Raw genomic sequence first — 24,739 nt, 5'->3', positions numbered from 1 at the left:
CGGAAAAATATCTCAGAATTCCAGAGGTTAAAGGCTAAAAAACCACATTAACGAACAAATATTAATTAATAGGTAATAATTCGTTAATATTCTCTAAATATTACTGGGTTACATTTGTGCAATTATTAAAATATTTAAAGAACGAGAATCCTTATTCCATTGGTTTTGACCACGTTTGCGATAAAACTCTCCCAGAATGAAAAAGACAAAACTTCAAAATTGAAGTAAAAGAGAAACATACAGCTTCAGTTGCAGCAAACTGTAAGCGTTTTGTAGGTTGTAATTTATATTTGTTTGAGAAGGTTGCCTGTTGATCAGGCAGCCTTTTTTGTTGTGGGTTAGGCGTAGTGCATAACTCCGCTGTCGATGCTGTTCATGCATGGATCTTCCCGACATAGCCAGCTTGAATTCTTGGGATATACCATTTATTAACATTAAATACATCTTCAATTTTTCTTCGTCAGCATAAAAAATTCGAAAAAAATTTGACCATGTGCGCTTAGTCTTGTTCGACCCATATTCGGGACATATTGCGAAAATTCGGAATATGTCCCGAATAAGACCAAGTTCAGAATAGGTGATAATTCCGTATTTTAGAAAATAACAGAGGAATTTTAATATAAGATTAACTTAACAGTGGCTTAACCTTTTATTTAATTACATACCCTATGTTTGGGACAAACAACCATAAACACATGAAAAAATTATATTGGTCTTTGCTAGCATGTTTATTGACAGGAACAGCTTTCGGTCAGGACATGGCAAAGGGAACTGTCTTTATTGATGCAAATGCAAACGGTCGTCTGGACAAAAAAGAGGCTGGCTTAGCAGGGGTAAGTGTCAGTAATGGCAAGGAAGTCGTACAAACGGACAAGAACGGTAAATATCAGATCCCAGTTGATAACGACAACATCATCTTTGTGATCAAACCTTCTGGTTATGAATTGCCAGTAGATGCCGACAATCAGCCTAAGTTCTATTATATCCATAAACCAAACGGTGCCCCAGCTTTGAAATACCCTGGCGTAACGGCAACCGGTCCGCTTCCAAAGTCAATAGACTTTGCCTTAAAGGTGAAGGAAGAACCGGCGAACTTTACGGCTTTCGTATTTGGCGATCCTCAAGCCTATACAGCTGAAGAAATGGAGTTCTTCAAAAATGGCGTGGTAAATGAAGCAAAGACCAGAAAAGGTCCTCTTTTTGGGATCAGCCTTGGCGACTTGGTAGGTGATGACCTAACCTTGCACCCAAGCTATAAACAGACGATCGGTCAGATGGGCTTACCATGGTTCAATGTGATGGGTAACCACGATATGAACTATGATGTGAAGGAAGATAAGTATGCGGATGAAGGTTTTGAGAAATCCTTTGGACCGGCAAATTACTCCTTCAATGTGGGCAATGCACACTTTATCGTGCTAGACGATATTATTTATCCGCATCCAGAAACAGGAAAAGGATACCAAGGCGGGTTGAGACAAGATCAGATCGATTTCGTAGCCAATGACCTGAAGTTTGTCCCTAAGGATAAACTGATCGTCCTTGCTTATCATATCCCATTGTTTCCGGAGAATGCCAAATCATTCCGTCCGGAAGATAGAAAACAACTTTTCGATATCCTAAAGGACTACCCGAATACCTTGGGACTATCTGCTCACACGCATTATCAACAACAAAACTTCTTAACGACTGAGCACGGCTGGTCAGGTAGCAAACCTTACCATGAATACAATGTGGGAACGACCTCTGGCGACTGGTACTCTGGTCTTCCAAATGAACAGGGTATCCCCGCTTCGACCATGCGTGACGGTACGCCTAAAGGGTATGCCATCCTATCTGTAGATGGAAATCAATATAAATTCGACTATAAGATTGTGGGAAAAGATGACAGCTATACCATCGGTCTTTTTGGCCCGGCAGTGGTAAAGGCGAAATATGCAGGTCGCTATAATGTATATGCCAACTTCTTCTTAGGTTCAGCAAATGATCAGGTCCGTTATAGGATCGACAATGCAGACTGGATCGTGATGGACAGGGTTCAAGGTGAAGACCCCGCATATATGAAGGAACTGTTGGCTTATGATGGAGCCAATACCTTGGTTGCCGGCAGAAGACCTAGCGATCCGGTTCAGTCAGCCCACCTTTGGAAATTGAAGCTTCCAAAGCTTAAAGCTGGTAAACATACCATCGAAGTGGAAGCCGTAGATATGTTCGGTAGAACACATGCAGCGAAGAAAGAAATTGAGGTCGTTGAGTAAGCGGTTTTGATGTAAATATCTGTGGTGTAGGTTTTTGTGAAAAATGTTTCACGGGGAGCGTGAGGGGATTTGAACCAGGATGGGGCTCGACTCCGCTCGCCCAACGAGGATGAGAGGATGGGCCAAGATCTGGGTTTTGAACCAGGATTAATGGGATGGGAGGATAGGCCAAGATCTACCCGCAGAGGATAAATTCAATATTTTAAGAAAATAACAAAAGCGGAATTTTTGCAACAAGCAAGAATACCGCTTTTGTGCATTTTGATTCTGAACAATTAGTGAAGAATCCGTACGTTTCTTCTCCCTCAGGTCTTGTCATCCTGGACCGCAGGTTCAGGAACTGTACGCCAATGGAATCCTTTATATTATTTATTCTGAACAATTCGTGAAGAATCTGTACGTTTCTTCTCCCTTGGCTCTTGTCATCCTGGACCGAAGGTTCAGGAAAGTGCGCCAATGGAATCCATGATGTTTTTGATTGGAAAGATTGGCATTTTTCCGAGTCCATTTTGGAAAATCCTACTGTGGCACAAAAGCATTAATTATAGGTTAGTCGGAAATCAAAAAACAAATGTTGATGCCATGTCTATATTAGCGTACAGTTCCTCTACCGAAGATAGAGGATGACAGGGAGGGTGGTTCAAACCCCCATACCCCCCTTATACCACAATTTTTACAATTAATAACCCTACATGTATATACAATCTGTTCATTAATTTTTTATATTAGGGTCTATAAACCTGATAGCTAAAGGCTTGCGTCGCATTATCTTATAGACCTAAGAATTAAAATTTATTGTATATGAACATATTGAGATTTAGTGCCAATCAATGCTGTGCATTGATTTTGCTGTGTTTTTTTGGATGTTTTGGTGTTGGTTCTGCTGCTGCGCAGACGCCGGCTGAGAAGGATGAAGGTTGGATTTCGCTGTTTGACGGGAAGACCCTGAACGGCTGGAGGGTGAATGAGAACCCCGAGACTTTTTCTGTGAAAGATGGTGCCATTGTGGTGAACGGTAATGTGTCGCACTTATTCTATGATGGGGATGTCAATAACCATGACTTCAAGAATTTCGAACTGAAGATCGATGTCATGACTTTCCCGAATTCCAATTCGGGGATCTATTTCCATACTGACTTTCAGGAAAAAGGCTTTCCAGCTGTAGGTCATGAGGTACAGGTAAACCTGACCCATACGGATTGGAAGAAGTCTGGTAGCCTTTACAATGTGGTAAATGTGGATAAGGCCCCGGCAGTGGACAATCAATGGTACACCCAACATATCATCGTAAAGGGCAAAACGGTAAGGATCCTGATCAATGGGCAATTGCTATATGAATATGTGGAGCCAAACCTAAAACAGGATGCTGAACGTGGTCAGTTTATCTCGCACGGAACCTTTGCCCTGCAGGGACATGATCCGGGAAGCAAGGCCATGTTCAAGAATATCCGGGTGAAAGTACTTCCAAACTAACCAACAGCTAAGCCTCTAATTATGAACAACAAGAACCTAACTTCCAGAAGGAATTTTATCCGTACCGTGGCGGGTGTTGCGGTCTCTGCACCATTTTTCCTAGATCAAGCTTTTGCAAATGCTCCTGCCAAGAAACTGAGACATGCCTGTATTGGCGTTGGCGGAATGGGCGGGCATGACCTGCAGCAGTTTAAATCGCACCCCGATATTGAGATCGTTGCCCTATGTGATGTGGATGAAAACCACCTGAAGCAGGCGGGACAGCAGATTCCCGGTGCGAGATTATATACCGATTGGCGAGAAATGCTCGAAAAGGAGAAAAAGAACATCGACTCGGTGAACGTAACGGTTCCTGACCATAACCATTTTATCATTGCCATGGCCGCCATCGATGCAGGCAAGCATGTGTATTGCCAAAAGCCGATGTGCCATGATGTTGCTGAGGTCAGGGTTCTGACCAAGCATGCCGTAAAGGCAGGAGTGGTTACTCAATTAGGGACACAGATTGCTTCATCCATCGGCGATCGGACGGCAGTGCAATGGATCAAGGAAGGTCTGATCGGAAAGGTGAAACATGCCTATTTATGTTCCAACCGTTCGGGGATCGCGGGCTATCGCTTGGAAGGACCAAGGCCAAAGGAAACCTATGATGTTCCAGCGACCTTGGACTGGGATAAGTGGATTGGAACAGCTCCTATGCGCCCTTTTGCGCCGAGCATCTATCATCCTGGAATCTGGCGTACCTGGCAGGATTTCGGAACAGGTTGGTCCGGAGATATTGGTTGCCATATCTTCGATGCGGTCTGGAAAGGTTTGGACTTGAAAGCTCCGCTTTCCGTAGTCGCCGAAGTGCAGGAGTCTTGGAAGGATTCCTCTGAACGCAGGGCAGATACTTGGTCCCAAGGGAACCATATCAGCTGGCAATTTCCGGGAAATGAGAAAACAGCCGCAGGAGTGCTGCCATTGGAATGGTTTGATGGTGAGTTCTACCCTCCAAAGGAGGTTCAGGCGCTTTTCAATAATGGCGAGAAGTACCCCGAAGAGGCCGCAATGTTGGTCGGTACGGAAGGGGCCCTGTTGATTCCGCATGGCGGAACACCGGTATTATTGCCGCAGAGCAAGTTTAAGGACCATCAGTACCCTAAGTTGGAAGAAAGAAATCATTATCACCATTATGTGGATGCCTGTCTGAAAAAGGGGAAAACGGAATCCCATTTTGCGCAGACCGGTCCGATGACCGAAGCGATATTATTGGGTACCGTAGCGATAAGAGTGCCTGGAAAGGTCTTGGAATGGGATGCAGTGAATTTGAAATTCCCAAATGCTCCGGAAGCGGATAAGTTTTTGAAGAGGAAATATAGGAAAGGTTGGGAAGTGAAAGGTTTTGGGTAGGGGAATTATTGCCTCAGAAAAGTTGTTTTTTGTTTCGTCTTGATTTATTAAATTTAATGAAACAACAAACAATATGAAAAAAGAGCAATTGGTTGCAATTTTGGAAGTCCTGAAGTTAGCAGAAAAGTTAAAGTTTGAACTTAGGCACAGCTGGTTGTCTAATGGTAGACAAGAGAGTGTTGCCGAGCATACTTGGCGCATGTCCTTAATGGCGGTTTTGCTTGAACCATTGTTGGATCAACAGGTCGATATGGCTCGTTTATTGAAAATGATCATAATCCATGATCTAGTGGAAGCTGAAGCTGGTGATGTCTCTGTGCTCGACCAAATCCGTAATCCTGAAATCAGAAAAATAAAGCAACACAAAGAGGAATTAGCCATCAATAATCTCCGTAAAAAACTAGCTGCTAGCAATGGTGAAGAGATATACCATTTGTTCTATGAATTCGAGGAGAAAGAGACCTTTGAAGCAAAAGTGGCCAATGCAATAGATAAGCTAGAAGTTCAACTTCAACATAATCATGCCGATATTACTACTTGGGAAGAGATTGAATATGATCTGTCATTTGTAATAGGTAAGCATGTGCAGTTTGATGAAACCTTTGCGATGTTGAAAGACTTAATCGAGCAGGAAGCAGAAGAAAAGCTTAGGGGAGCTGGTTTGGATGTTTCAGAGATTAAGATCAGAGCGATTTCTCAATTTTCGTAAGGGAAGTGGATTCGGAATTGATTTATTTTAATGGATGAGATTTTTACTTAAGTAGATCGGTTCAATGGCCTTCGAAATGAATGCTGATATTGAACAAGATCATGTAGTTTGATTAGACTTATTTAGGATGAATGAAATTAAAAGGCGTGATTCAATGATATATACTATGATACGAAGATTGTATGAGGTGTTTTTGAAAAAGGACTGTGGGAGAGGAATTCCTTATAACCAAACTATTTAATCTATTTTTGAGCTTCTAAAAGCACATCTAATAAATCTGAAGGAGTATAGTTAATAAAATCTTCCATCACAATTTTGATAAATTCCTTTTTTAATAAATCTTCTCTTCCTTTAGAATATGCTTTAAATTTCGGGAAAATTTCTGTTAAATATTCTTCTAATTTATGTCCTTGTAATACTTTAATAAAATATGGAATTTGTAATTCAAGCCCATGAATAGTCTTATATGAATTTAATTCTGAAAAATTAGTATCCATAATTGTTCCCGGATAACTGTCATTAATGACACTTATTATCTTTTCTTGCGTAATTTCATCTTTGATTCTTTCACATATTTTATTAATAATAGTTTGACATTGATCCTTTGTTAAATTAAGAAGAGATTGAAGACTAAATTTATCGTCAAAACCAAAATAATCAGGTTTTATTATTTTTTCTTTCAAAAGAAAAACTCCTACAAATAATGGATCAAAAATATAATTTTCTATACTATATCTAGAATTATAACCAAGGGTAATGATATATGAATTTTCATCTTTTGATTTAGCTAAATCCCAATCAATAATACCATAAATGGAATTATTACCTGCTTTTCTTAAGGTTTTTGCTATCTCTTTTACAACATCACAGTTTGATTTTGGTTGACCATTTTTATCTTTTTGGACATCGCCAGAAGCAATAAAGTTCAGTGAAATTTCCTTGTTTAAATAGTCTTTAAAAATATCATTGATAGCACTATAATATTCGACATCATATTTGCTTTCAACAAATACTTGTTTTCTATTTTCATAATTAATACTGAAAGAAGGAACTCCAATTGTTAATTCTTTTAATGCCTCATCTTTACTTACATGATGTAATAATTTTTCTGAATCTCCTTTTTTTATAATATATAAACTATCATCAGGTGAAAACGCTATTGTAGAAGGTGAATGACTTGAGATAATGATTTTAATACCAAGTACTTTATGAAAATAATTATGTAAAACATTAATCAACCTTTTTGACATTGAAGGATGCAAGGCAGAATCTAATTCGTCCAACAATAAGACCTTTGCAATAACTTTCTTTTTTGTTAATTTATATACAGAGAAAGCTAAAGCGAGCAGTGTTTTTTCCCCTGAAGAAAGGGCGTCTAAATGAGTTTGAAAATTTTCAGTCTTATTAAATAAATACACATGGATATTTTGGTTTAGCATGCCATTGTGGATATCTAAATGTAATTCAGAATTTCTAAATTCATAACCATTTACATCATATTCATTTAAAATATCATTTAAAATTTTAATTGGTGATTCTCCAAAATTATCTTTCAATTCCTCATTAGTAAATGTATGAACATATTGACCTTCAGATTTAAGAAATTTGTTTATATCATTTTGTTTTATAATGAGTTGAAAGCTTTTCTCTTCCTGGGCAATATCATGTAAATTAAAAAAACCATTATCAAATGATATGGAATCAAGTACATTATCTCCATTAACACTTTGAATTTGTTTTAATGTATATTCATCTAATTGAGATTTATAATATTCTTCAACTTCCTTATAAACTTCTTTTAAATCCTTAACAAATTGTGTTGGATTAATACTATTAAAAAATTGTGTTGAATCCCTTAAATAATAAATAATATCTAAAATGAAATGAGGGTATTTATTTCTAATTTCTACATCCCCGAAATCAAATGGAGGAGTTAATCTAATAACGTCAAATACTTCTTGAAATTTAGTTTCATTAAGAGATTTTAATTCCTTACTATAGCCATAATTTCTAATTATAGTAAGTGCTTGTACTTTTGAAGTTGTATCTTTAAAGAATTCAATAAATTTATCTAAATCCTCAATATTATGTACTTCATACCTTGAAATTAGAGATTGAAAATTTACAAATTTATAATAATCAACTTTTGAAGTATCTGGATTATTCATATCAAAAGTTAGATAATAATCTTTATCTTCATCTGACCAATCAAGAAGACCTAAATTTTGCATATTATAAATCAAATCTTCATCTAAATATATAGAACCGTAATTTCTGTTAACTTTGAAAGAACTTATTATATTATTTCTTTTTTCTTGGAATTTTACATTTGATGAATTTGATTTATCTATATAAGCTTGTTGTCTTTGTTTTATACTTGATGTTTGGGAATCTCTATAATTTAAATCAATGTTATAAACATTAAAATCATTATAATTATATAAGATTATATTTTCTGAATCTATACCTTCAATCGTAATATTTCCTTTATCAATTGCGTTTAAGAAATGAGATTTTCCAGCACCGTTAATCCCTGTAATAACAGTAAAATCACTTATTTCTATATCATTAAACTTTTTGATGGATAAATAATCTGAGATGTGTTTTAGTTTCATATTATAGTCAATAATGGTTCCCTGATCAATAGTCTCAAAAATATCTATATTTTAGAGACTTAACAAGGTAAAATTATTAAGTTTGAGGGATGAAATTAATAATTCATTTAATCCTTCAAACTATACCGCAATATATTTCAAACAATCAAGTGATTGCAAACATCAAAATCAAATTCTTTCAGTTCTAGCAAAAGTTAAAATATAAACGAAGCCGGACATTAAAATTTTCAATTGACTCCCCTTTGAGAATTTGCAAGTCCAGAATTTGCCTCGCAAGAAACATCAAAAATTACTGTTAAGCATTTAAGGAGGGAAAATGTGTAGAATGTCAGAAAAGTTCAAAAAACTATAGAATTTATTTGATTTTTTTGTGATGACTTGTACCTTTGATTCATCAAAAGACTTCGTAGCTCAGTTGGTAGAGCAACAGACTCTTAATCGACATTTATTTCCATTATTTCTTTCTAATATATTACTGATTATCAAATTTTTAGTTTCAAATATTGCTTGTTCGGTAAATTTTAAATTTGTTAATAAATCTGTGTTTAAATAGCTTTAAAAAGCCTCCTGTTCTCGCTGTTGTTCTCGCAATTTGTTTTTAATTTACCTCCTTTCATTTAGTACAATTTACAGATCAAAAATTGTATTTCCTATTTATAGAATAGGTGTTGTTTCAGATACAAAATATTTATGTAAGTACCCCATTAGATTTTTTGTAACCTCATAAGCTCGCCGACTGCGAGTTGAACGAAGGTCGTTGAAGAGAAATGCGCAAGCATGATTCAACGATATATACGAAGTATACGAAGACTGTTGGCGGTATTTTTGAGAACGGATTGTGCGATGGGAATATCAAAAATAGTGACAACATCGAAGCCTGAGTGATCAGCAGGCGAGCCAAACTCGAAAAGTTGTTGGATTTTAACCAGGTATGCAATACCTAGTTAAAAGACAAAGAAACTTTTATGAAACGAATCATTATAGAAGAAATAAGTATGACAAACTGCGAAGCAATATAAATAGATTGTGTAAGTACACAATTTATTTATATCTTGGTTTGGCGTATCTTATTCCCCTATAATGGTGAGTGGAATGCCTTATTACCAACCAAATTTATATTAACCAAAAATTTAGTGTAAAATATGAACATACCTTCTCAGATTCAAAATGCAATTAGTAAAAATAAACTTGTAATTTTTGCTGGATCTGGTCTATCAGCAAAATTTGCTCTTCCTTCATGGAAGGATTTGGTAAAGAATGTAATAAATGAAATTGATAACAAAACATTCAGTGATTTGATACCGGTTTTAGAGAGTGGGTTATTAAAACCTATAGAAGTTTTAGACAAAATCCAAGGTGAGCATAAAATAGTTCGATCATATATACAAAAAAATTTCAATATTGATATACAGGAAAATTTAACATTACATAAGAAAATCTTAAACCTTACCGGTTCAATAATAACAACAAACTATGATAATGCATTTGAACAAGCTTCATTAAATAGCATTATACCAGCTAAAAGTACATCTGATTTTAATATTAGCAATATTAGCCAATCAGAAAAACCTTATATTTTTAAAATTCATGGTTGCTATACAGAGCCAGATAATTGTTTGATTTTTAGTAAAGATTATTTAAAGATTTACGACTCAGATTCTTCAATTAAAGAAAAACTAAAGGCAATTTTTATTGATAAAACTATAATATTTGTTGGATTTAGTTTTAATGACCCCGATATTAATTATATATTTTCCAATCTTGATAATGTTTTTCAGAATAACAACCGTCATTTTGTTTTAACTAAAGATGAACATGAATTTGAGAAATATAAATATCTAACAGCTATTCCAATTATGGATTACGACAATGATATCGACTCCTTTTTTGATAAATGTTTAGAAATAAAAAACCAGCAGAAGAACTCTCCCATTAACAAATTATCAAGTGAAATAGTAAAAAAACCAAAAATCGCTTTATTAAGACCAGAGCCCTTAGATATAATTTTTGATCCAGAGATATATTCAATTGAAAATTGCTTAGAAGAATTAGATATTGAGCTCCATACAGGCTTTTTAGATGCAAGAACATTAGAATCAATTGATGACTATGATATTTTAATCATCATTACTAAAGTTTTTAAAGACAAACTTTATATAGAGGATGACAATCAAAAAAGTGATTTAATATCATCAGAAGAAATTTGTTATCATGTTCCAAATGATAGAATTCCCATAATATTTATTACAAATGATAAAATTGATTTAGTTCCTGGTTTCAATACGATTAATATATCGACATATAAAAGATCTGTAATAAAACGGTTTATTTTCAAAGGTTTAAGGAGTAAAAATTTGGACTTCACATCAGACGAACATATAACCATAGGTTTATCGTTTCTATCGATTTTAGAATTCAACAAAGGAAATTCTAAAAAATCATCGATTTATTCAGCAAATAGAGTTTTAGACATTGGAGAAAAATCGTTAAAAAATATCATTGGTAGAATCGAAGAACAATCTTCAATTATCTCAAAAATACAAGGAATAAAAAGAAGTAATAAAGTTTTAAATATTAAAGCTTCAGGTGGAACTGGAAAAACCACTCTTATCAAAAAAGTTGCTTATGAAATGTACAATAGGGGCTATTTTAAAGAAGGGGTTTCGTTTAATTCTTGTGAAAATATAAAAAGTTTTGAAGATTTTGAAGAATTGATTATTGAAGCTTTCAATTTAAGAAACATAATAAATTTTAAAGAATATTTAATAGAAAATTATAGTTCAAGAAAGATTGATTCTCTTGTTATTTTAGACAATTTTGAAACTGTTGCAAATTCTTTACAAGATAAAGCATATGATCAAAGTATTGATTTATTAAAATTTGTTACTGATTTTGCAAACATTGTAATTACTTCAAGAGAAAAAATTTCAAAATTAGATGATTTTGAAGACCTATATTCTTTAGCCCCATTATCAACAGATGATGCTCTATCTTTATTTGAACGTGATTACGGAAAAATTATTAGTGAAGAAGAAATTAGAATTTTACGAACTGAAATTTTAGAGGATTTATTAAATAATAATCCACTAGCAATAAAATTAGTAACAAAATCAAGAACAAGATTTAAACATATTGAGGAGCTCAGTGTTCAAATTAAGGAGCATTTTTTTGAATCTTTGAATGAAGATTTCACCTTAGTATTTAAAAATAAAGAAGATTTAAATATCGAAAGAACAAAATCTATTTACCAATCAATAAACTATTCCTATGCAACCTTAAATGCTAAAGAAAAGATTGCATTTGAACTTTTAAGTATTTTTCCTGACGGAATCAGTTTGACAAATTTTAAAAAGTGCTTTGAGAAAAGTAATTCAACTAATAATATTAGTGATAAAGAGTTAAGAGTCTTAAGAGATAAATCCCTTGTAGAAGATTATAATGGCACATTACAACTTCAGCCAATTATTAGAAGATTTGCAGAATATCAATTTTCTAAAAGATCGAAGGAGACGAAACAAAAATATTGTATGGATGCATATTTATTTAATTGTTATTTACTAGATGTCCTTAGGTTTATTGAAAAAAGAAAAAGCACCTCAGAAGCATTAAAAATTTATAATCATTTTAAAAACAACATGTTAAATGTATTTACATATATACCTAATATTCCTTTAGAGGAAAACGGACCAGTTCCAGGAAAAAAATATTTACTTAATTATATCGATGAAATTCAACAATTTATTGTTAATGATAGACAAATCAAAGAATTCTACCACAAAATTGATTCTATTCAAGACTACTTTAGTGATTTGCCTTATGCAGGAACATTAATTGAAGTGATAAAACTTGCAAAGATTTATTATTTTGAGGAATTCGAGAATTCATATTCCGAATTATGTAATTATTACAATCCCAACGAATTAGAATCTAGAAATAATAAAGATGAAGATTTGATTGAAGAGAATTATAAAGATATTATTGCAAATATACATGATATGGAGGGATACACTTTAAGTTTAATTAAGGCATTTATTAAAAATGAAAATTATTCTCACTATTCAGACTCCAGTTTTTTCTATTTAGGTATTCCAACCATTATTTCTAGAAAAAGAGATGGATTTTACTATTTTGAATACGAACTAATGTTTAATCAATTGGATATAAAAAGCCTAACTGATTATATTGATTCATTATTTCTTGAACAACATTTGGAAATTATGCAATCTACTTATACCCTCTCAAAAGTTATTGAATTAGATAAAAATGCTATTAAAAAACTTGTTGTAACCAATCCTTATACAAGAGGCTTGAAGGATTTAATGTTAGCTTCAATTTCAGGGTCAGAAGAGGAGAAGAATAAACTTTACAAAAGCGCATTAAAAAATTTATTCCACATTAAATACTATTATTTAGAAGCACTATACTTTTATTGTATTTTTTTAAAAAATTCAGAAAATATGGAATATTTAAAATATTTAAGTGAAGGATTGGATTTAAGCAAAAAATACTTTTATCAATATCAATATCATTTATTTAGTAATTTAAACAAAAACAGTCATAATGATTATATTTTTTCATATGACTTTTACTCAGATGATAGATTAGAAACCTTTGTAAATAAACATAACGAAGTATGGGAGAAAAGGTTTAAAGAAAAGAATTTAATTAATGCTTAGTTGGTTTGGAAAAATAAATTAGGAAAATTGAAAATTATTATAAATAAATATTCATACTTAAATTCAAAAACATTATTCAAAGGTATTTTATTATAATAATCTTTAATTTTCCATAAAGCCAATCAAAAGGGAGATATATAATCATAAAAATTAAAACCAGTGGTACACTTAGGATCTTCATAAATTCAAATATTTTATCTCGAATTGGTACAGCAGTATATTCCATTTCTTCCTTTATTAATTTTCCACTTTCAAAGCTTAACTGAAGAACCTTAGGGAATACTCGTTTTCCATCCTTACTATATCTGATAATCTCATAGAAGCCCGATACTAAGCTGATCTTTCCAGAATACCAATCCACAAAAACTTCCTTATGCTCTGGATACAAATAATTTAGGTCAATTGATTTATAATCATCAATATCATTTGGTTTATCTGAACAAGAATTTACAATTGTGCCGTTAAGCCCTATTAAATAGAGTTTGCCATTTTCAATTTTCCATTTACATGTATATGGTGCATGGTATGCAGAATCGATATAAACCATTGAATTTTTGAATTCCACGGGTTTATCCTCTGGTATTTTAATTGCAGGACACCCTGCTATACAACCATAGGATTTTCCATTGTATAAAAATTCATCTTCTGGCTCACCTGTTAATTCATAACCAGATGTTTTGAAATCAAAATCTATAGTATCCATATTGATAGTTCAATTAAAAAAAACAATAACAGATTGACTGAGATTATAATCAATCTGTTATTTAACATATTCCCCTGTAATTATACAGCTAGAACTTAATTAAGTTAAGATTAGGCAGTAAACCTGGTTATAAGCGTGAGTAAAACATCAACAAACCTTAAATTATTATTCACCTCATAATCCTTTCAATTGATAAAAGATTGCTAATAAACTTGTTTCATGAATTTTTGAATTGAACTAGGATGAATCAATTCAGGAAAATTACTATTCCTAGAAGCAATCTCACTTGCAATATTCAAAGTTGTATGCAGAGTGTTAAAAACAATAAAATCTAATGGATATGGTGGTATTGGAAGAGACCTATTTTTAAATGTAAAATTTCTATGAGCACCTAATTTTTTACATTTAATGTATAAATCTAAAGATGGTTCAAAATTATTCCTAATAACATTCCCTAATTCAATTAAATCATTACTTTTAAAACTTTCTCCTTTTTGTTCCCATTCGAAAGTTACTAGCATAATCTTATTTAATCGCTCTGCTAACTCTTGTTGATAATGACTCAATTGGTCACCTTTGAAAAAATTGTCAAAAAAACCCATAGTATTTAAATTTTATTTCTAAATGAAGTAGTAGGTTTAATATGTAAAACAAATTTAAACCAAGAATTTGGAAGCTCTATGGCTTGAAATTGAATTCTACCAACATTTTCAATATATTTATCTGTTAATGCAACAAATTTATTTTCTTGATCAACAACTATATCAAATTTATTCTCTTTGAGCTTCATCGCAAATAATCCAAATTCAGGAGACATGCTTGGATCCATAAGTAAAATTAAAGAAACTAAATTTTGTCCATCCAAAAGATTGTTGGGAACAAACGTGAAATGACTATTATTAGGCTGAATACCAGATGCCGTTAATAATTCATTTATTAATTCCCCATTAGAAACAAACATTGAGTGACTAATATATCCTGATTTAATTTTTTTTCCTTCGTAAATATCATCGATAATATTCCCGCCGATATCATTCAACTTCTTTATTATAAAAGAAGGACCTTTAAATATGAAATCATTGAAAATAATTCCAGTAACAGAGTTTGTAGAAAATATCATATCTTAAATTAATTTAAATATCGAATAGTCCAAATTCGAAAGGTTAATAAATAGAAAGCGTGGGACAAAACAACAGTTAACGCTTTCAAAAGTAAAACGAGTTAATAATAAACAAATACGGTAAACCGTAATTAAACAAATAAAGTTGTTATGTGTCAATCAAGTTCCAAAGATCAACGGGTTAATAAATAGAAAGCGTGGGACGTAACCTAGAGCTGTTGCTGAGAGAGGTACCTAGGAGAACCCTGCACAAACAAACAGATAGGCACGTCCCACGCTCATATATAGCGTAGAACGTTACCCTATCCGTCCTTGTTGTGCAAATTGAAAATTTCCTAGGTTTTCTCTTTCACAAGAACTTCAAGCTAACGCTTAATTTCTTTAATATTTTTACTTTTTCAAAGATAAGAATTATTCATATTCGTTTAGAAATATCCTTCATCTCTTAAACTCATGTAGGAATCCGATGACATCAGGAGATGATCGCAGACCTCTATATCCAAAAGCTTTCCGCATTCGACCGCTTTTTTTGTGATTGCAATATCATGTGAGCTTGCTTTTAACTTTTCCGAAGGATGGTTATGCGCCAAAATAATCTTTGAAGCAGAAGCTTTCAGAGCTATGGAGAAGATGACCTTCATGTCAACTGGTACAAAGTCCTTACCTCCCATTGCTATGTCAACAACTCCCAGAACCCTGTTTGCGTTGTTTAGCAATATGATCTTGAACTCTTCAAGGAATGACATTAGGCCTTTGTCCCAGACTTGGATCAAAACGTCATAGGCTTCATTCGATTTTGAAACCGTGGGACATTGAGAAAGCTTGAATTTAGGTTTAAATTCGACTTTGATTTCTGATACGTTTAATAGATTTTTCATGCTGATGTTGTTAAAATGAATATGGATTTTATATCAGCACAGTCGTGGGGGATGTTTATAGACACCTTTCAAGGGAAAGATACCCCCTATAATGTGAGGGAGGGGGCTTTTTTCTGAATCCGAAGATATCAAGAATTAAATTTAAACCTTATAAAAAGGAACAAACTATTGGAATAAAAAATATCCCCCGAATGGATCGAGGGATAAATGTTAACCCTAAAACACCTAATTATTAAAAGTAATTTAAAAATTAACGTTTTGGACGCATAAATATAAAGATTATAAATGAAAAAGTAAGTTTAAATAATGCCTGATAAATAAAAATTTAATTTTAATTACGTAAACGTCTTAAATCGCACTTTTAACCATTATCAATAGTGATTTATAATTATTAATAAAACAAAATAATTTTTTAATAGTTAGATTGTAAATTGTTTTTCATAATTGCCTCACTAATTTTTTTTAGTTTGAGGTTCTGTTCTTCAATCTAGCCTAAAGTAAGAGTCCCTTGGTGAGTGACTTCCAAGGGGTTCTTACTCGTTTATGTTGGAAAAGGTTATTTAAATTCCATGATGAAAGTGAATTTTTGAATAAATACCTAGACTTAGGTATTTACTAAGACAAATAATAGAAAGATATTTATCCCATATATTTTAGATTTGTAAAATTTGGTAACTGATAGCCATCTCAAGGTAGATGGCTATTTTATTATGGTTTTTTGAAATATTGGGATAGTTCAAAATATGATGAATCCACAATTATGGTAGTGTCATTTTCAAGAAAAATAGTAAACATACTTCCGAGAGATATGTTTAATTGTTCATTGGTATCTTCCATAGAATCTGGGGTAATTATTTTTCTTACAGATTTATGCAGATGATTTAAATTTTCAATGGGAGGTAGGTCTTTACCGAATGCAATCGTAAGATCTAATATCAAGGAATTCGCTTGATTTATTAATAGTTCTTCATTCTTCATTGAAAGTCAAAATTAAATAGAAATACATTTTACGGTTTGGTGGATTTTATGGTATCAACAAAAGTTGAATGGCTCATTTTAAAAGCCTCAAAATATTTAGAAATATCCTGAACAAAAATCCAGGATATTCCTAATTCACTTTAAACTAACTGCAAATATTACTTAAAATAATTGTTTTACAAAAGCGAAAATATATATTATTTCACAGTAAATTGATGTTTTTTTATAATTTATTCTAATAAAAAGAGTTTTTTATCCGATATTGCACAAAATTTTGTTCAACCAAACTAACGTTAAGATTTACAGGATATTAACCAATATCGATTGATTAAAAGTGTTTTTGTAAAACACTTATTTAATACGACGGCTTAGTGATGTTAAGTTACCATGTTTTAAACAATAGTTAAAATTTGCGTTAAAAATTGATTGTGGAAGCTTTGTATTTAAAAAAGAAAATCGAAGAATTAAAAACGTCTTACAAAAAATTTGAAAAGATATATATCTATGAGACTGAGGAGGAGGATTATAAGGATCCGATGACATTAATAATAATTGATTTTTTTAAAATATCATTTACGCTGATGTTAATGATTTTAGCATTGTTATTGTCATAGGCAGAAATAAAGTTATGAGTACCAAACCAATTATTGATTTCTTTACGAGGGTTAAGGAATTAATTAAAATGATTAAGGAAAAGCTTCTAAAAGAGGGCGCACATATTGAACCAGAAAATAGGCTAATTAGAACGGTTTTTTATCTCTTTGAAATAGTTACAATTTTTGCAATGATTTCCTGTTTAATTCTTCTAGTAAAATGTAGTAATTAAAGCTGAAAAGGTTTAATTCTTTTAAAAATTAATGATTTAAAATGTATTTCCAGTTTTTATTAATTCATATTGAGGTTAATTTGAACGAATCCTAAGATATGAAAGAGACATATCCACAGCCTTTATAGGGGGGCTTATATTTAATAAATAACTGTAAATAAAAGGTTTAACTTATTTGTTTGAAATTGAAAGGTAATAACCAATTGAAAATCAATAAAATATCAAAAGGATTTGTTGTTATTACAAATGTCCGATCAATCCACAGCCTTTACAGGGGAAGTCTTAAATGTAAGATTTCCCCTGTAATGAGAGTGGTGTGATGTTTAGAATTTAGGTTACATTTTTTTGGAGGGGTGTTTTAAAGTATTAATTTGTAACCTTATGCATAACCTTTAATTTCGTACCCCCTAATAGTCTTTCCATTAACTTTTTTTGATTTTTCTTCTATTTTAAAATGCATTTTGTACACCCTAGGAGTTGCTTTTACATTCTTGACTTTCCTTTTGTTTAATTGGATGTTGTATATTTCTTTTAATTCTTCGCTAGAATACCAATTTTCGGGAACGATATGTTTATAAAGATCCCCAACAAAATCTTTATTCATCAGATCTTTATCTTTTGTATGTTTCAAATAGAGTTCCTTTAGTTCACCTTCACTTGCGCATTTCTTAAGTGTCGATATGCTTACCGATTCTGTATAAAGTTGATAAATCATTTTGAACAATGTTATATTCTTTTCCAACTCATCAATTGAGATTTCTATATTTCCTTTTTTAAAAGCGTCAATAACTTCTATTAGATCAACTAACTTTTCTCTAAATGCTATTTTACTAGGTGCACTTAACATTCGTGAGGTTATAGAGAATTCCCATATTTTACTTCTCGTTTTAACTTCAAAATATTTCAAATTGGAGTTGTACAACTTGCATTCAATAAAAGCTTCTTTAATGGAATTATACGACTTATAATAGGATTTGATTTTATTAAAGTATGTGTAGCAATCCAATAAGAAGTAACTTCTCTTTTTATTAGAATCGATAAAATAATAATAAGGCATTTGCTTTAAAATTCCATGATAAGCTAATTTTGAATTGGGATTATCCGCCTTTTCAAACTTTTCAAATAACCTATTGTAATCATCCTCACTTGATTTGAAAAAGTCCTTCAACTCATCTTCAGTGAAGAAATCAATATTAGGATCTTGGTTGCAAATCACTTGGATGCTTTTAATTGCATTCTTATTTCTAACCCTCCCAATAATTTGAACAACATCAGTCAATGGATCTAGGGTAGAATGCTTGACAATTTCTGGGTCACTAATGATTAGTATGCTGTAGTTGTCTTTCACATTAATATCCAAGCCAGCAAAATAACGGCCAGTAAAAAAATTATACTTTTTAAATTTGGAAGTGTCTATTTCGGTTCCAATATGATTTAATGTATAACCCCTATAAGATCTGATGTAATCTTTTCCACAAAAAGCAGTACAATCACTTGGTTTGTTCGTATAATTTATTATCTGCTTGATAATATAATTTGAGTTTACAAAAATTAGCCAATTCTTATCCGGTTCTTTTTCGATAATAGATTTAGCAGCAAATATTGTGTTATTTGTCAATACTAGATTTATTGTCTTTGGGGTATGATGTTTTGGGATAATATTGTATACTTTGAAATTGCCAAATCTTGGATCAGAAGGTGGAATGTATGTGGCAGTAATCATTGATTTATTCTTGAACTTAAAGAAGGTATCCATAAATATTGGAAATTCCTTTCTGAAACTTGCGCCTTTAATTATTTTGTCACACTCATCAAGCAAAATAAAGAATTCAGTATAAAGATCAATGTTAAGAGTTTCACATGCATCAATCAATTTGAAAAATGACTCCGGTGTAATCATAATTTTTCGATTTATTTTTACTGATATTAAGTATTGTATGATGCTAGTATTCTTTATCCCCTCTCTAACAATCAGTAAATTAGGGTTTTTAGCGCCCTTATTGTCTATTATAGCTCGAGAATCAACAACTATAATTGAATTTCGATTACAGTTTAATTCTGTTGTTGTTGCACCTATACCAGTAATATTCTTAGAAATGATCGAGTTGCAAGGGAGTAATCCATCGGAAAATGCCTTATCCAAATAATTTCCATCAGAATTATCGAAAACAATATTATTAATATCCATCTTGATCCTCCTCATCCAAAGGGTTTCTTAAGGCATTTCTGAGTCTATTTGGTGAAGCTATTCTTAAGGAATTTATAACATTAATATCAACCTCAATATTTTCTTCTTCGTCGTTGGTTTCAATTAAAGAATTTATCTCCTGACCTAGTTCAAAATGTTCAGCCGTTGAAATTAGTTCCATTAAATCAATCTCAATGATATATTGCTTTGAAATCTCTAATAAACTGTCAAGGATTGGGGAATTAGGAGGGGAGAAGCGGTATATTTTTTCGTCTTGTTTAAATTTTAAAAAATATATTTTTTTTCCATTCTCAAAAGCTATCTGAAAGGTATCTAAATGTTTCAGTCCCTTAAAGAATGAGAAAAGTTTCTTTCCAGATTTATCATCAAGAGATCTAAAGAAAATTAGAAATTGTTTAAAAGTGGCGATAGGTTTTACCTTTTCAGTTCCAAAAATAAATTCATTTATTGAAAATGTTTTTTTCATATTATTATGTTTTAAACAATCAGCTTAATTACTGAATTGTGCCATAAAATTGAAAAAATGCCTAAGGGGGACAATAACAAAAAAAGGGAACTTATTGTACCCCTTTGATAATAAATAGCAATGACTTGATATTATCTTATCAATGCTTTAACAAAATCTTCTTTTTGATCATTGAATGGATGTGAGAAATCAAAATCCTTATAATGAAGTATATTACCCCCAACTAATAAAGCGTTATAAATAAGGAGATGTTTATTTTTTTCATTAAGGTGGTAAGTCTGGCTTTGATCAGAGATAAATCGATAAAGGATTTTTGCAGTTTCTTTTAGGAATTTGTCGTATGGTTTCGTTTTATTATTTCTTTTCCATGCCATTACCTCTTCCTTCAGAGTGTTCAATGATTCGATGGAAAACTCACATTTCCATCCCTTTTTTAATGTTAGATATAAAGCTGATTGAGAAGTAGCTGTGGGGAAATACAATTCATGTAAATACTCCGATTTTATGTTACTATTTGCTGTGTTTAAATTAAAAGTTCTTGCCCAATCATTGTATAACTCTTCTGCTAATTTATCAAAGATTAGCGGATTGGTCTTTAATGGAAAATCAATGACAGATTTCGGTTTGTAATTAGGATTATCTGAATATGTGATTTTTAATTTGGCATTTTCTAAATTCTCTTTAATCAATAAAAGATCTATAAGTTCATCGATTCTTTTTACCTGATCAATTAAATAGTATTCATCATAATTCATATCATGGTAATATGATAATTTACCTTCCCATAGCAATTGTCTATAAATTGCCGTTAAAGTCAAAATATTTCCTAAAATTAAATCTCTGATTTCTTGATTATCTTTGAAAATTATATCATAAATTTTGATTGAATTGAAATCATCCAAGATTATATCACTTTCATCGAATCCTATTATATATGGAACTGAAATGCTTGAAATTTTCTGAAATACATGTTCTTTATCGTCCGTTTCAAAGTTTACATAATCCTTTAAAATTTCTTTGTTTATTTCTGTAGGTACATTTATGTATTCCGTAATAATTTCATTTTTCATAGTGTTAATCCAAATAGCAATAAAAGCCCGATCAAATCAATGATCTTGGGCTTTTAAAGTTACAATTTATTATTGAGGGGTATTAAACTATAATAATGTGGAAAAGCAAAAAAGGGACAAATGTTATAGATCGGGTAATACATCCCTGAGTTCATCAGTATTATGTACTCCTAATCCACGAAGGTATTTTAAAGTGACAATCATGTCTGAATGTCCCATTAATTGTTGAACAATATGTAAATCCTTGGTTTTTTTATAAACGTTTACCGCTGCACTATGTCTAAAGGAATAAATAGTTTGATTGGATTCAACAATTTTGGATTTCTTCATTTGATTAAAGATTCTAGTCCAAGCAGTTCCAAAATAACATCTATTTCTTGGAATGGAGTTCCTGCTAAAAATATTATCATCTGGATTCAGATTTTCAATTTTAGGTAATAGAATTTGGCGAACATAATTTGGGATGGGAACTATTCTAATCTTCCCCCCTTTATTTTCTGTCCCAGAAAGGTGTATCTCTGAAAAATCATTTTTGAAATGACTTCTTTTGAGAATTCGAATTTCGTTATGTGGTCTTAATAAACAACCATAGCTCATAAGACAGCAGAGGTACAAATCAGGGTGCAAAACCTTAATAAAATCCAAAACTTTATGAATTTGGTCTTCTGTGTAGATCTTATGAAGTATAGGTACTGATTTCCTTCTGTCCGTACGTGTAATGATCGATGTGTTAAATTCATAATCTTTATCAATTTCCGAAAATATTGCTCTTAAGTGCCTTCTTGTGTGCATATAATAGGTTCCGCTTGAATTAAATTGATTGAGGAACTCTTGAATTCTATATCTTTTCAAATGATTTATATCACTGGCTAATTCCTCTTCGGTAAGAAATGTTTGAAAATTGATTTTTAGGGATCGTAAATTCGCCAGATACATCTTCGATAGATTCGCCTTGGTTTTGTTTTCAATTGCTTGGTCTAACAGCTCAGATAAAGTTTTTGATTTCTCTATTATTAGAGGGGAATTCTTACTAATCGGATATTTCCCAAAATCAATAGCCTTTCTAAATTCATATTCTAATAAACTTAATTGTTCATCTCTTTCTATTAACGTCCTGCAAGAGTTCGGTCTTATATCAATCCCTAATTTCTGTCCAGTGTATTCCTTGAACTTCTTGTTTCCTAGTTTTATATAGATATAAGATCTCTCTGATAGTGTTAATGCCTTCTTTGCAGTAATCTTTACGTTTTTCATTTTTCTGTTCTCGCACCGTTCTCGCAATAGATTAAAGCTATTTAACTTGAAAATTCAATAAATAATATTGATAAGGAAAATGTAACTATTAAGGTAATTTAATACATAATGAAAACCCATAATTAAAGACAGTTGTCATAAAATCGCAAAAAACTATAGAATTTATTTGATTTTTTTGTGATGACTTGTACCTTTGATTCATCAAAAGACTTCGTAGCTCAGTTGGTAGAGCAACAGACTCTTAATCTGTGGGTCCTGAGTTCGAGCCTCAGCGGGGTCACTTTCAAAAAAAGCTGTTTTTACTTGCGTAAAACGGCTTTTTTGCTTTCCTTAGGGTGGTTTGAAACTTCCTCCCTACACGTTTTGAAAATCCTCAAAGCGGTGTGTTTTGCATAGTATTTTGTTGAACTTCACGTAAAACCGTCACAAATACGTCACAAAGGTTTTCGTGGTAATGAAAAGATTATGGCAACCGTAAGCGCAAAGGTTTATGAACACCACAAAAAAGCAGATGGAACCTACAATGTAAAAATTAGAGTCTATCACAAAGAGGAGAAAAAATTTATAGACACTCCTCATTTCCTTTCCCTAAAACAACTCACCAAGGTGAAAGGAAAAAAAGAATTTAGTATTAAAGATTCTTTTGTCCTTGAAATAGTTGACAAGAAACTAAAGGACTACCGTAAAACGATTAGTGAACTCGAGGAGAAGCTTGACTTTTTCACCGCGGATTCATTAAGGGATTATCTCAAAAATAAAGATGAAGAAATTGATTTTATCAAGTTCTGTGCGAACTATATTAAACAAGAGAAGGATGACGGTCGTGATGGTTCGGCAGCCAACCATCGATCAGTACGTAACCATCTCATTGATTTTTTTAATCGGGAAACTGTCTCAATAAATGAAATACATTTTAATATGCTCGTTCAGTTTGAACGTTACTTGAAATCTGAACGTACAATAACACGAATAAACCAGTTAGGAAAGCCCGTCACTACTGTTTCAAAGCCTGTTTCAGATACTAGTTTATATAATTATATGAGAGATCTTCGCACATTATTTAATGAAGCGTTGAACCATTACAATAATGAAGATCTGGGCATTATATTGATTAAACACTATCCCTTCAAAAAATATAAGGTAGGCTCAGCTCCTCTTACCGAAAATAGAAATAATAATCTTGAAGAGGTTATTAGAATTCGAGATTGTAAAGTGTTACCTAAAACTAGAGCTGAACTCGCTCGGGACTTATATATGCTCTCATTCTATTTGTGCGGGATGAATGCTGTTGATTTATTTAAAATATCTACTGACGATATTCGAAATGGCCGGGTTGACTACAATCGATCAAAAACTAAGGGGAAACGAAAAGACAGAGCATTTATTAGTATAAAGATAATTGATGAAGCAAAACCTTTATTGGAGAAATATATTGGCAAGTTATCCCAAAGATATTCAAGCCGGACCACTTTCAATTCCGCATTAAAGCATGGAATGAAGAAACTCAGAGAACTTTCGGGTGTAGAGGGGGTCACTCTTTATCGTGCGCGCCATACCTTCGCAAATACAGCTAGGAATGATTGTAGGATGAGTAAAGATGATGTTGCTTTAGCACTCAACCATGTCGAAAATGGGAATCGTGTCACCGATATTTATATCGCCAAGGATTGGAGAATTATAGATGACGTCCAAAATAAAGTAATGCAGTTCTTCAGAAAATCAGAGCCTAAAATTTTGGAAATGATTAGGAAGAAAGAAATAAGTAGGCAAAAAGCTGCTTAACTTGATTTGTATGCAACGATTACCATTCGTTGGATACAGAGTTAATTTTTTAAAACTTAAAATTTTATTCATGAAAAATTTACTTTTATTCTTTTTAACGTGTTTCTTATCAACGATTGGTTTCTTTGCTGCTCTAAGTATGAAAACTCCTTGGATAGGATTCTGTGTAGCTTTTGGAACTTGGTTTTTATTTCTTTGGTTAACAACGAAGACACGTAGAAAATATTAATTATTTTATAATGAACTGGTATAATATAAGTCCGTACATCCCCTGTAACCAGGCATGTCTGAAATTTTGCATTTTACTTTATTATTGTTATTTCAAATTTT

The 24,739-nt window shown here is 32.2% G+C and carries 16 protein-coding genes and 1 tRNA gene; 7 read left to right on the top strand and 10 right to left on the bottom strand.

The window, feature by feature from the left end:
- Positions 1-695 precede the first annotated feature (695 nt).
- From NMK93_RS19400 to NMK93_RS19385, 4 genes are all read left to right on the top strand, one after another.
- Positions 696-2,258, top strand: coding sequence for a calcineurin-like phosphoesterase C-terminal domain-containing protein (locus NMK93_RS19400; RefSeq protein WP_254526784.1), 1,563 nt, complete (start codon positions 696-698; stop codon positions 2,256-2,258).
- Between the two features lie 801 nt (positions 2,259-3,059).
- Positions 3,060-3,731 (top strand): DUF1080 domain-containing protein, encoded by a 672-nt coding sequence (locus NMK93_RS19395; RefSeq protein WP_254526787.1) that lies wholly within the window; start codon positions 3,060-3,062, stop codon positions 3,729-3,731.
- 21 nt (positions 3,732-3,752) lie between these two features.
- Positions 3,753-5,123 carry a Gfo/Idh/MocA family protein gene (locus NMK93_RS19390; protein ID WP_254526788.1) on the top strand — a complete coding sequence of 457 codons (1,371 nt, stop codon included), beginning with the start codon at positions 3,753-3,755 and terminating at the stop codon, positions 5,121-5,123.
- A 73-nt stretch (positions 5,124-5,196) separates the two neighbouring features.
- Positions 5,197-5,832, top strand: coding sequence for an HD domain-containing protein (locus NMK93_RS19385; protein ID WP_254526789.1), 636 nt, complete (start codon positions 5,197-5,199; stop codon positions 5,830-5,832).
- Between the two features lie 242 nt (positions 5,833-6,074).
- Here the strand turns inward: NMK93_RS19385 and NMK93_RS19380 are convergent, their stop codons facing one another.
- The gene (locus NMK93_RS19380) at positions 6,075-8,447 is read right to left on the bottom strand and encodes an AAA family ATPase (RefSeq protein ID WP_254526791.1); all 2,373 of its coding nucleotides are present in this window, start codon (positions 8,445-8,447) and stop codon (positions 6,075-6,077) included.
- A 1,142-nt stretch (positions 8,448-9,589) separates the two neighbouring features.
- Here NMK93_RS19380 and NMK93_RS19375 point away from each other — a divergent pair.
- The gene (locus NMK93_RS19375; RefSeq protein WP_254526792.1) at positions 9,590-13,123 is read left to right on the top strand and encodes an SIR2 family protein; all 3,534 of its coding nucleotides are present in this window, start codon (positions 9,590-9,592) and stop codon (positions 13,121-13,123) included.
- A gap of 76 nt (positions 13,124-13,199) precedes the next feature.
- Here the strand turns inward: NMK93_RS19375 and NMK93_RS19370 are convergent, their stop codons facing one another.
- From NMK93_RS19370 to NMK93_RS19330, 9 genes are all read right to left on the bottom strand, one after another.
- Entirely contained in the window at positions 13,200-13,826 is a 627-nt protein-coding gene (locus NMK93_RS19370; protein ID WP_254526794.1) for a hypothetical protein, read from the bottom strand.
- Positions 13,827-14,029: 203 nt separating this feature from the next.
- On the bottom strand, positions 14,030-14,428 hold the full coding sequence (locus NMK93_RS19365; RefSeq protein WP_185212119.1) for a hypothetical protein: 399 nt from the start codon (positions 14,426-14,428) through the stop codon (positions 14,030-14,032).
- Between the two features lie 5 nt (positions 14,429-14,433).
- Positions 14,434-14,946, bottom strand: coding sequence for a hypothetical protein (locus NMK93_RS19360; RefSeq protein WP_185212118.1), 513 nt, complete (start codon positions 14,944-14,946; stop codon positions 14,434-14,436).
- Positions 14,947-15,371: 425 nt separating this feature from the next.
- A complete protein-coding gene (locus NMK93_RS19355; protein ID WP_099367470.1) occupies positions 15,372-15,824 on the bottom strand; it encodes a JAB domain-containing protein in 453 nt (150 codons plus the stop codon).
- Positions 15,825-16,532: 708 nt separating this feature from the next.
- Positions 16,533-16,802, bottom strand: a complete 270-nt coding sequence (locus NMK93_RS19350; RefSeq protein ID WP_254526795.1) for a hypothetical protein — start codon at positions 16,800-16,802, stop codon at positions 16,533-16,535.
- Between the two features lie 1,205 nt (positions 16,803-18,007).
- Positions 18,008-19,831: a hypothetical protein gene (locus NMK93_RS19345; protein ID WP_185218143.1), complete on the bottom strand. Its 1,824-nt coding sequence runs from the start codon at positions 19,829-19,831 to the stop codon at positions 18,008-18,010.
- A complete protein-coding gene (locus NMK93_RS19340; protein WP_185212696.1) occupies positions 19,806-20,303 on the bottom strand; it encodes a hypothetical protein in 498 nt (165 codons plus the stop codon). The genes NMK93_RS19345 and NMK93_RS19340 overlap by 26 nt, the downstream gene beginning before the upstream one ends.
- A 131-nt stretch (positions 20,304-20,434) precedes the next feature.
- Complete coding sequence (locus NMK93_RS19335) at positions 20,435-21,373, bottom strand: hypothetical protein (protein ID WP_185212695.1); 939 nt, start codon at positions 21,371-21,373, stop codon at positions 20,435-20,437.
- Between the two features lie 123 nt (positions 21,374-21,496).
- A complete protein-coding gene (locus NMK93_RS19330; RefSeq protein WP_185218142.1) occupies positions 21,497-22,627 on the bottom strand; it encodes a site-specific integrase in 1,131 nt (376 codons plus the stop codon).
- A 207-nt stretch (positions 22,628-22,834) separates the two neighbouring features.
- On the opposite strand from NMK93_RS19330, the gene NMK93_RS19325 reads away from it, so the two are divergent.
- Together NMK93_RS19325 and NMK93_RS19320 are read left to right on the top strand one after the other, a co-directional pair.
- Positions 22,835-22,907, top strand: a tRNA-Lys gene (locus NMK93_RS19325).
- A gap of 185 nt (positions 22,908-23,092) precedes the next feature.
- Positions 23,093-24,409 (top strand): site-specific integrase, encoded by a 1,317-nt coding sequence (locus NMK93_RS19320; protein WP_254526797.1) that lies wholly within the window; start codon positions 23,093-23,095, stop codon positions 24,407-24,409.
- Positions 24,410-24,739: the final 330 nt, after the last annotated feature.

The sequence above is a fragment of the Sphingobacterium sp. LZ7M1 genome (assembly GCF_024296865.1).
GTDB lineage: Bacteria > Bacteroidota > Bacteroidia > Sphingobacteriales > Sphingobacteriaceae > Sphingobacterium.
This window is presented reverse-complemented; position numbering and strand designations above follow the sequence as displayed.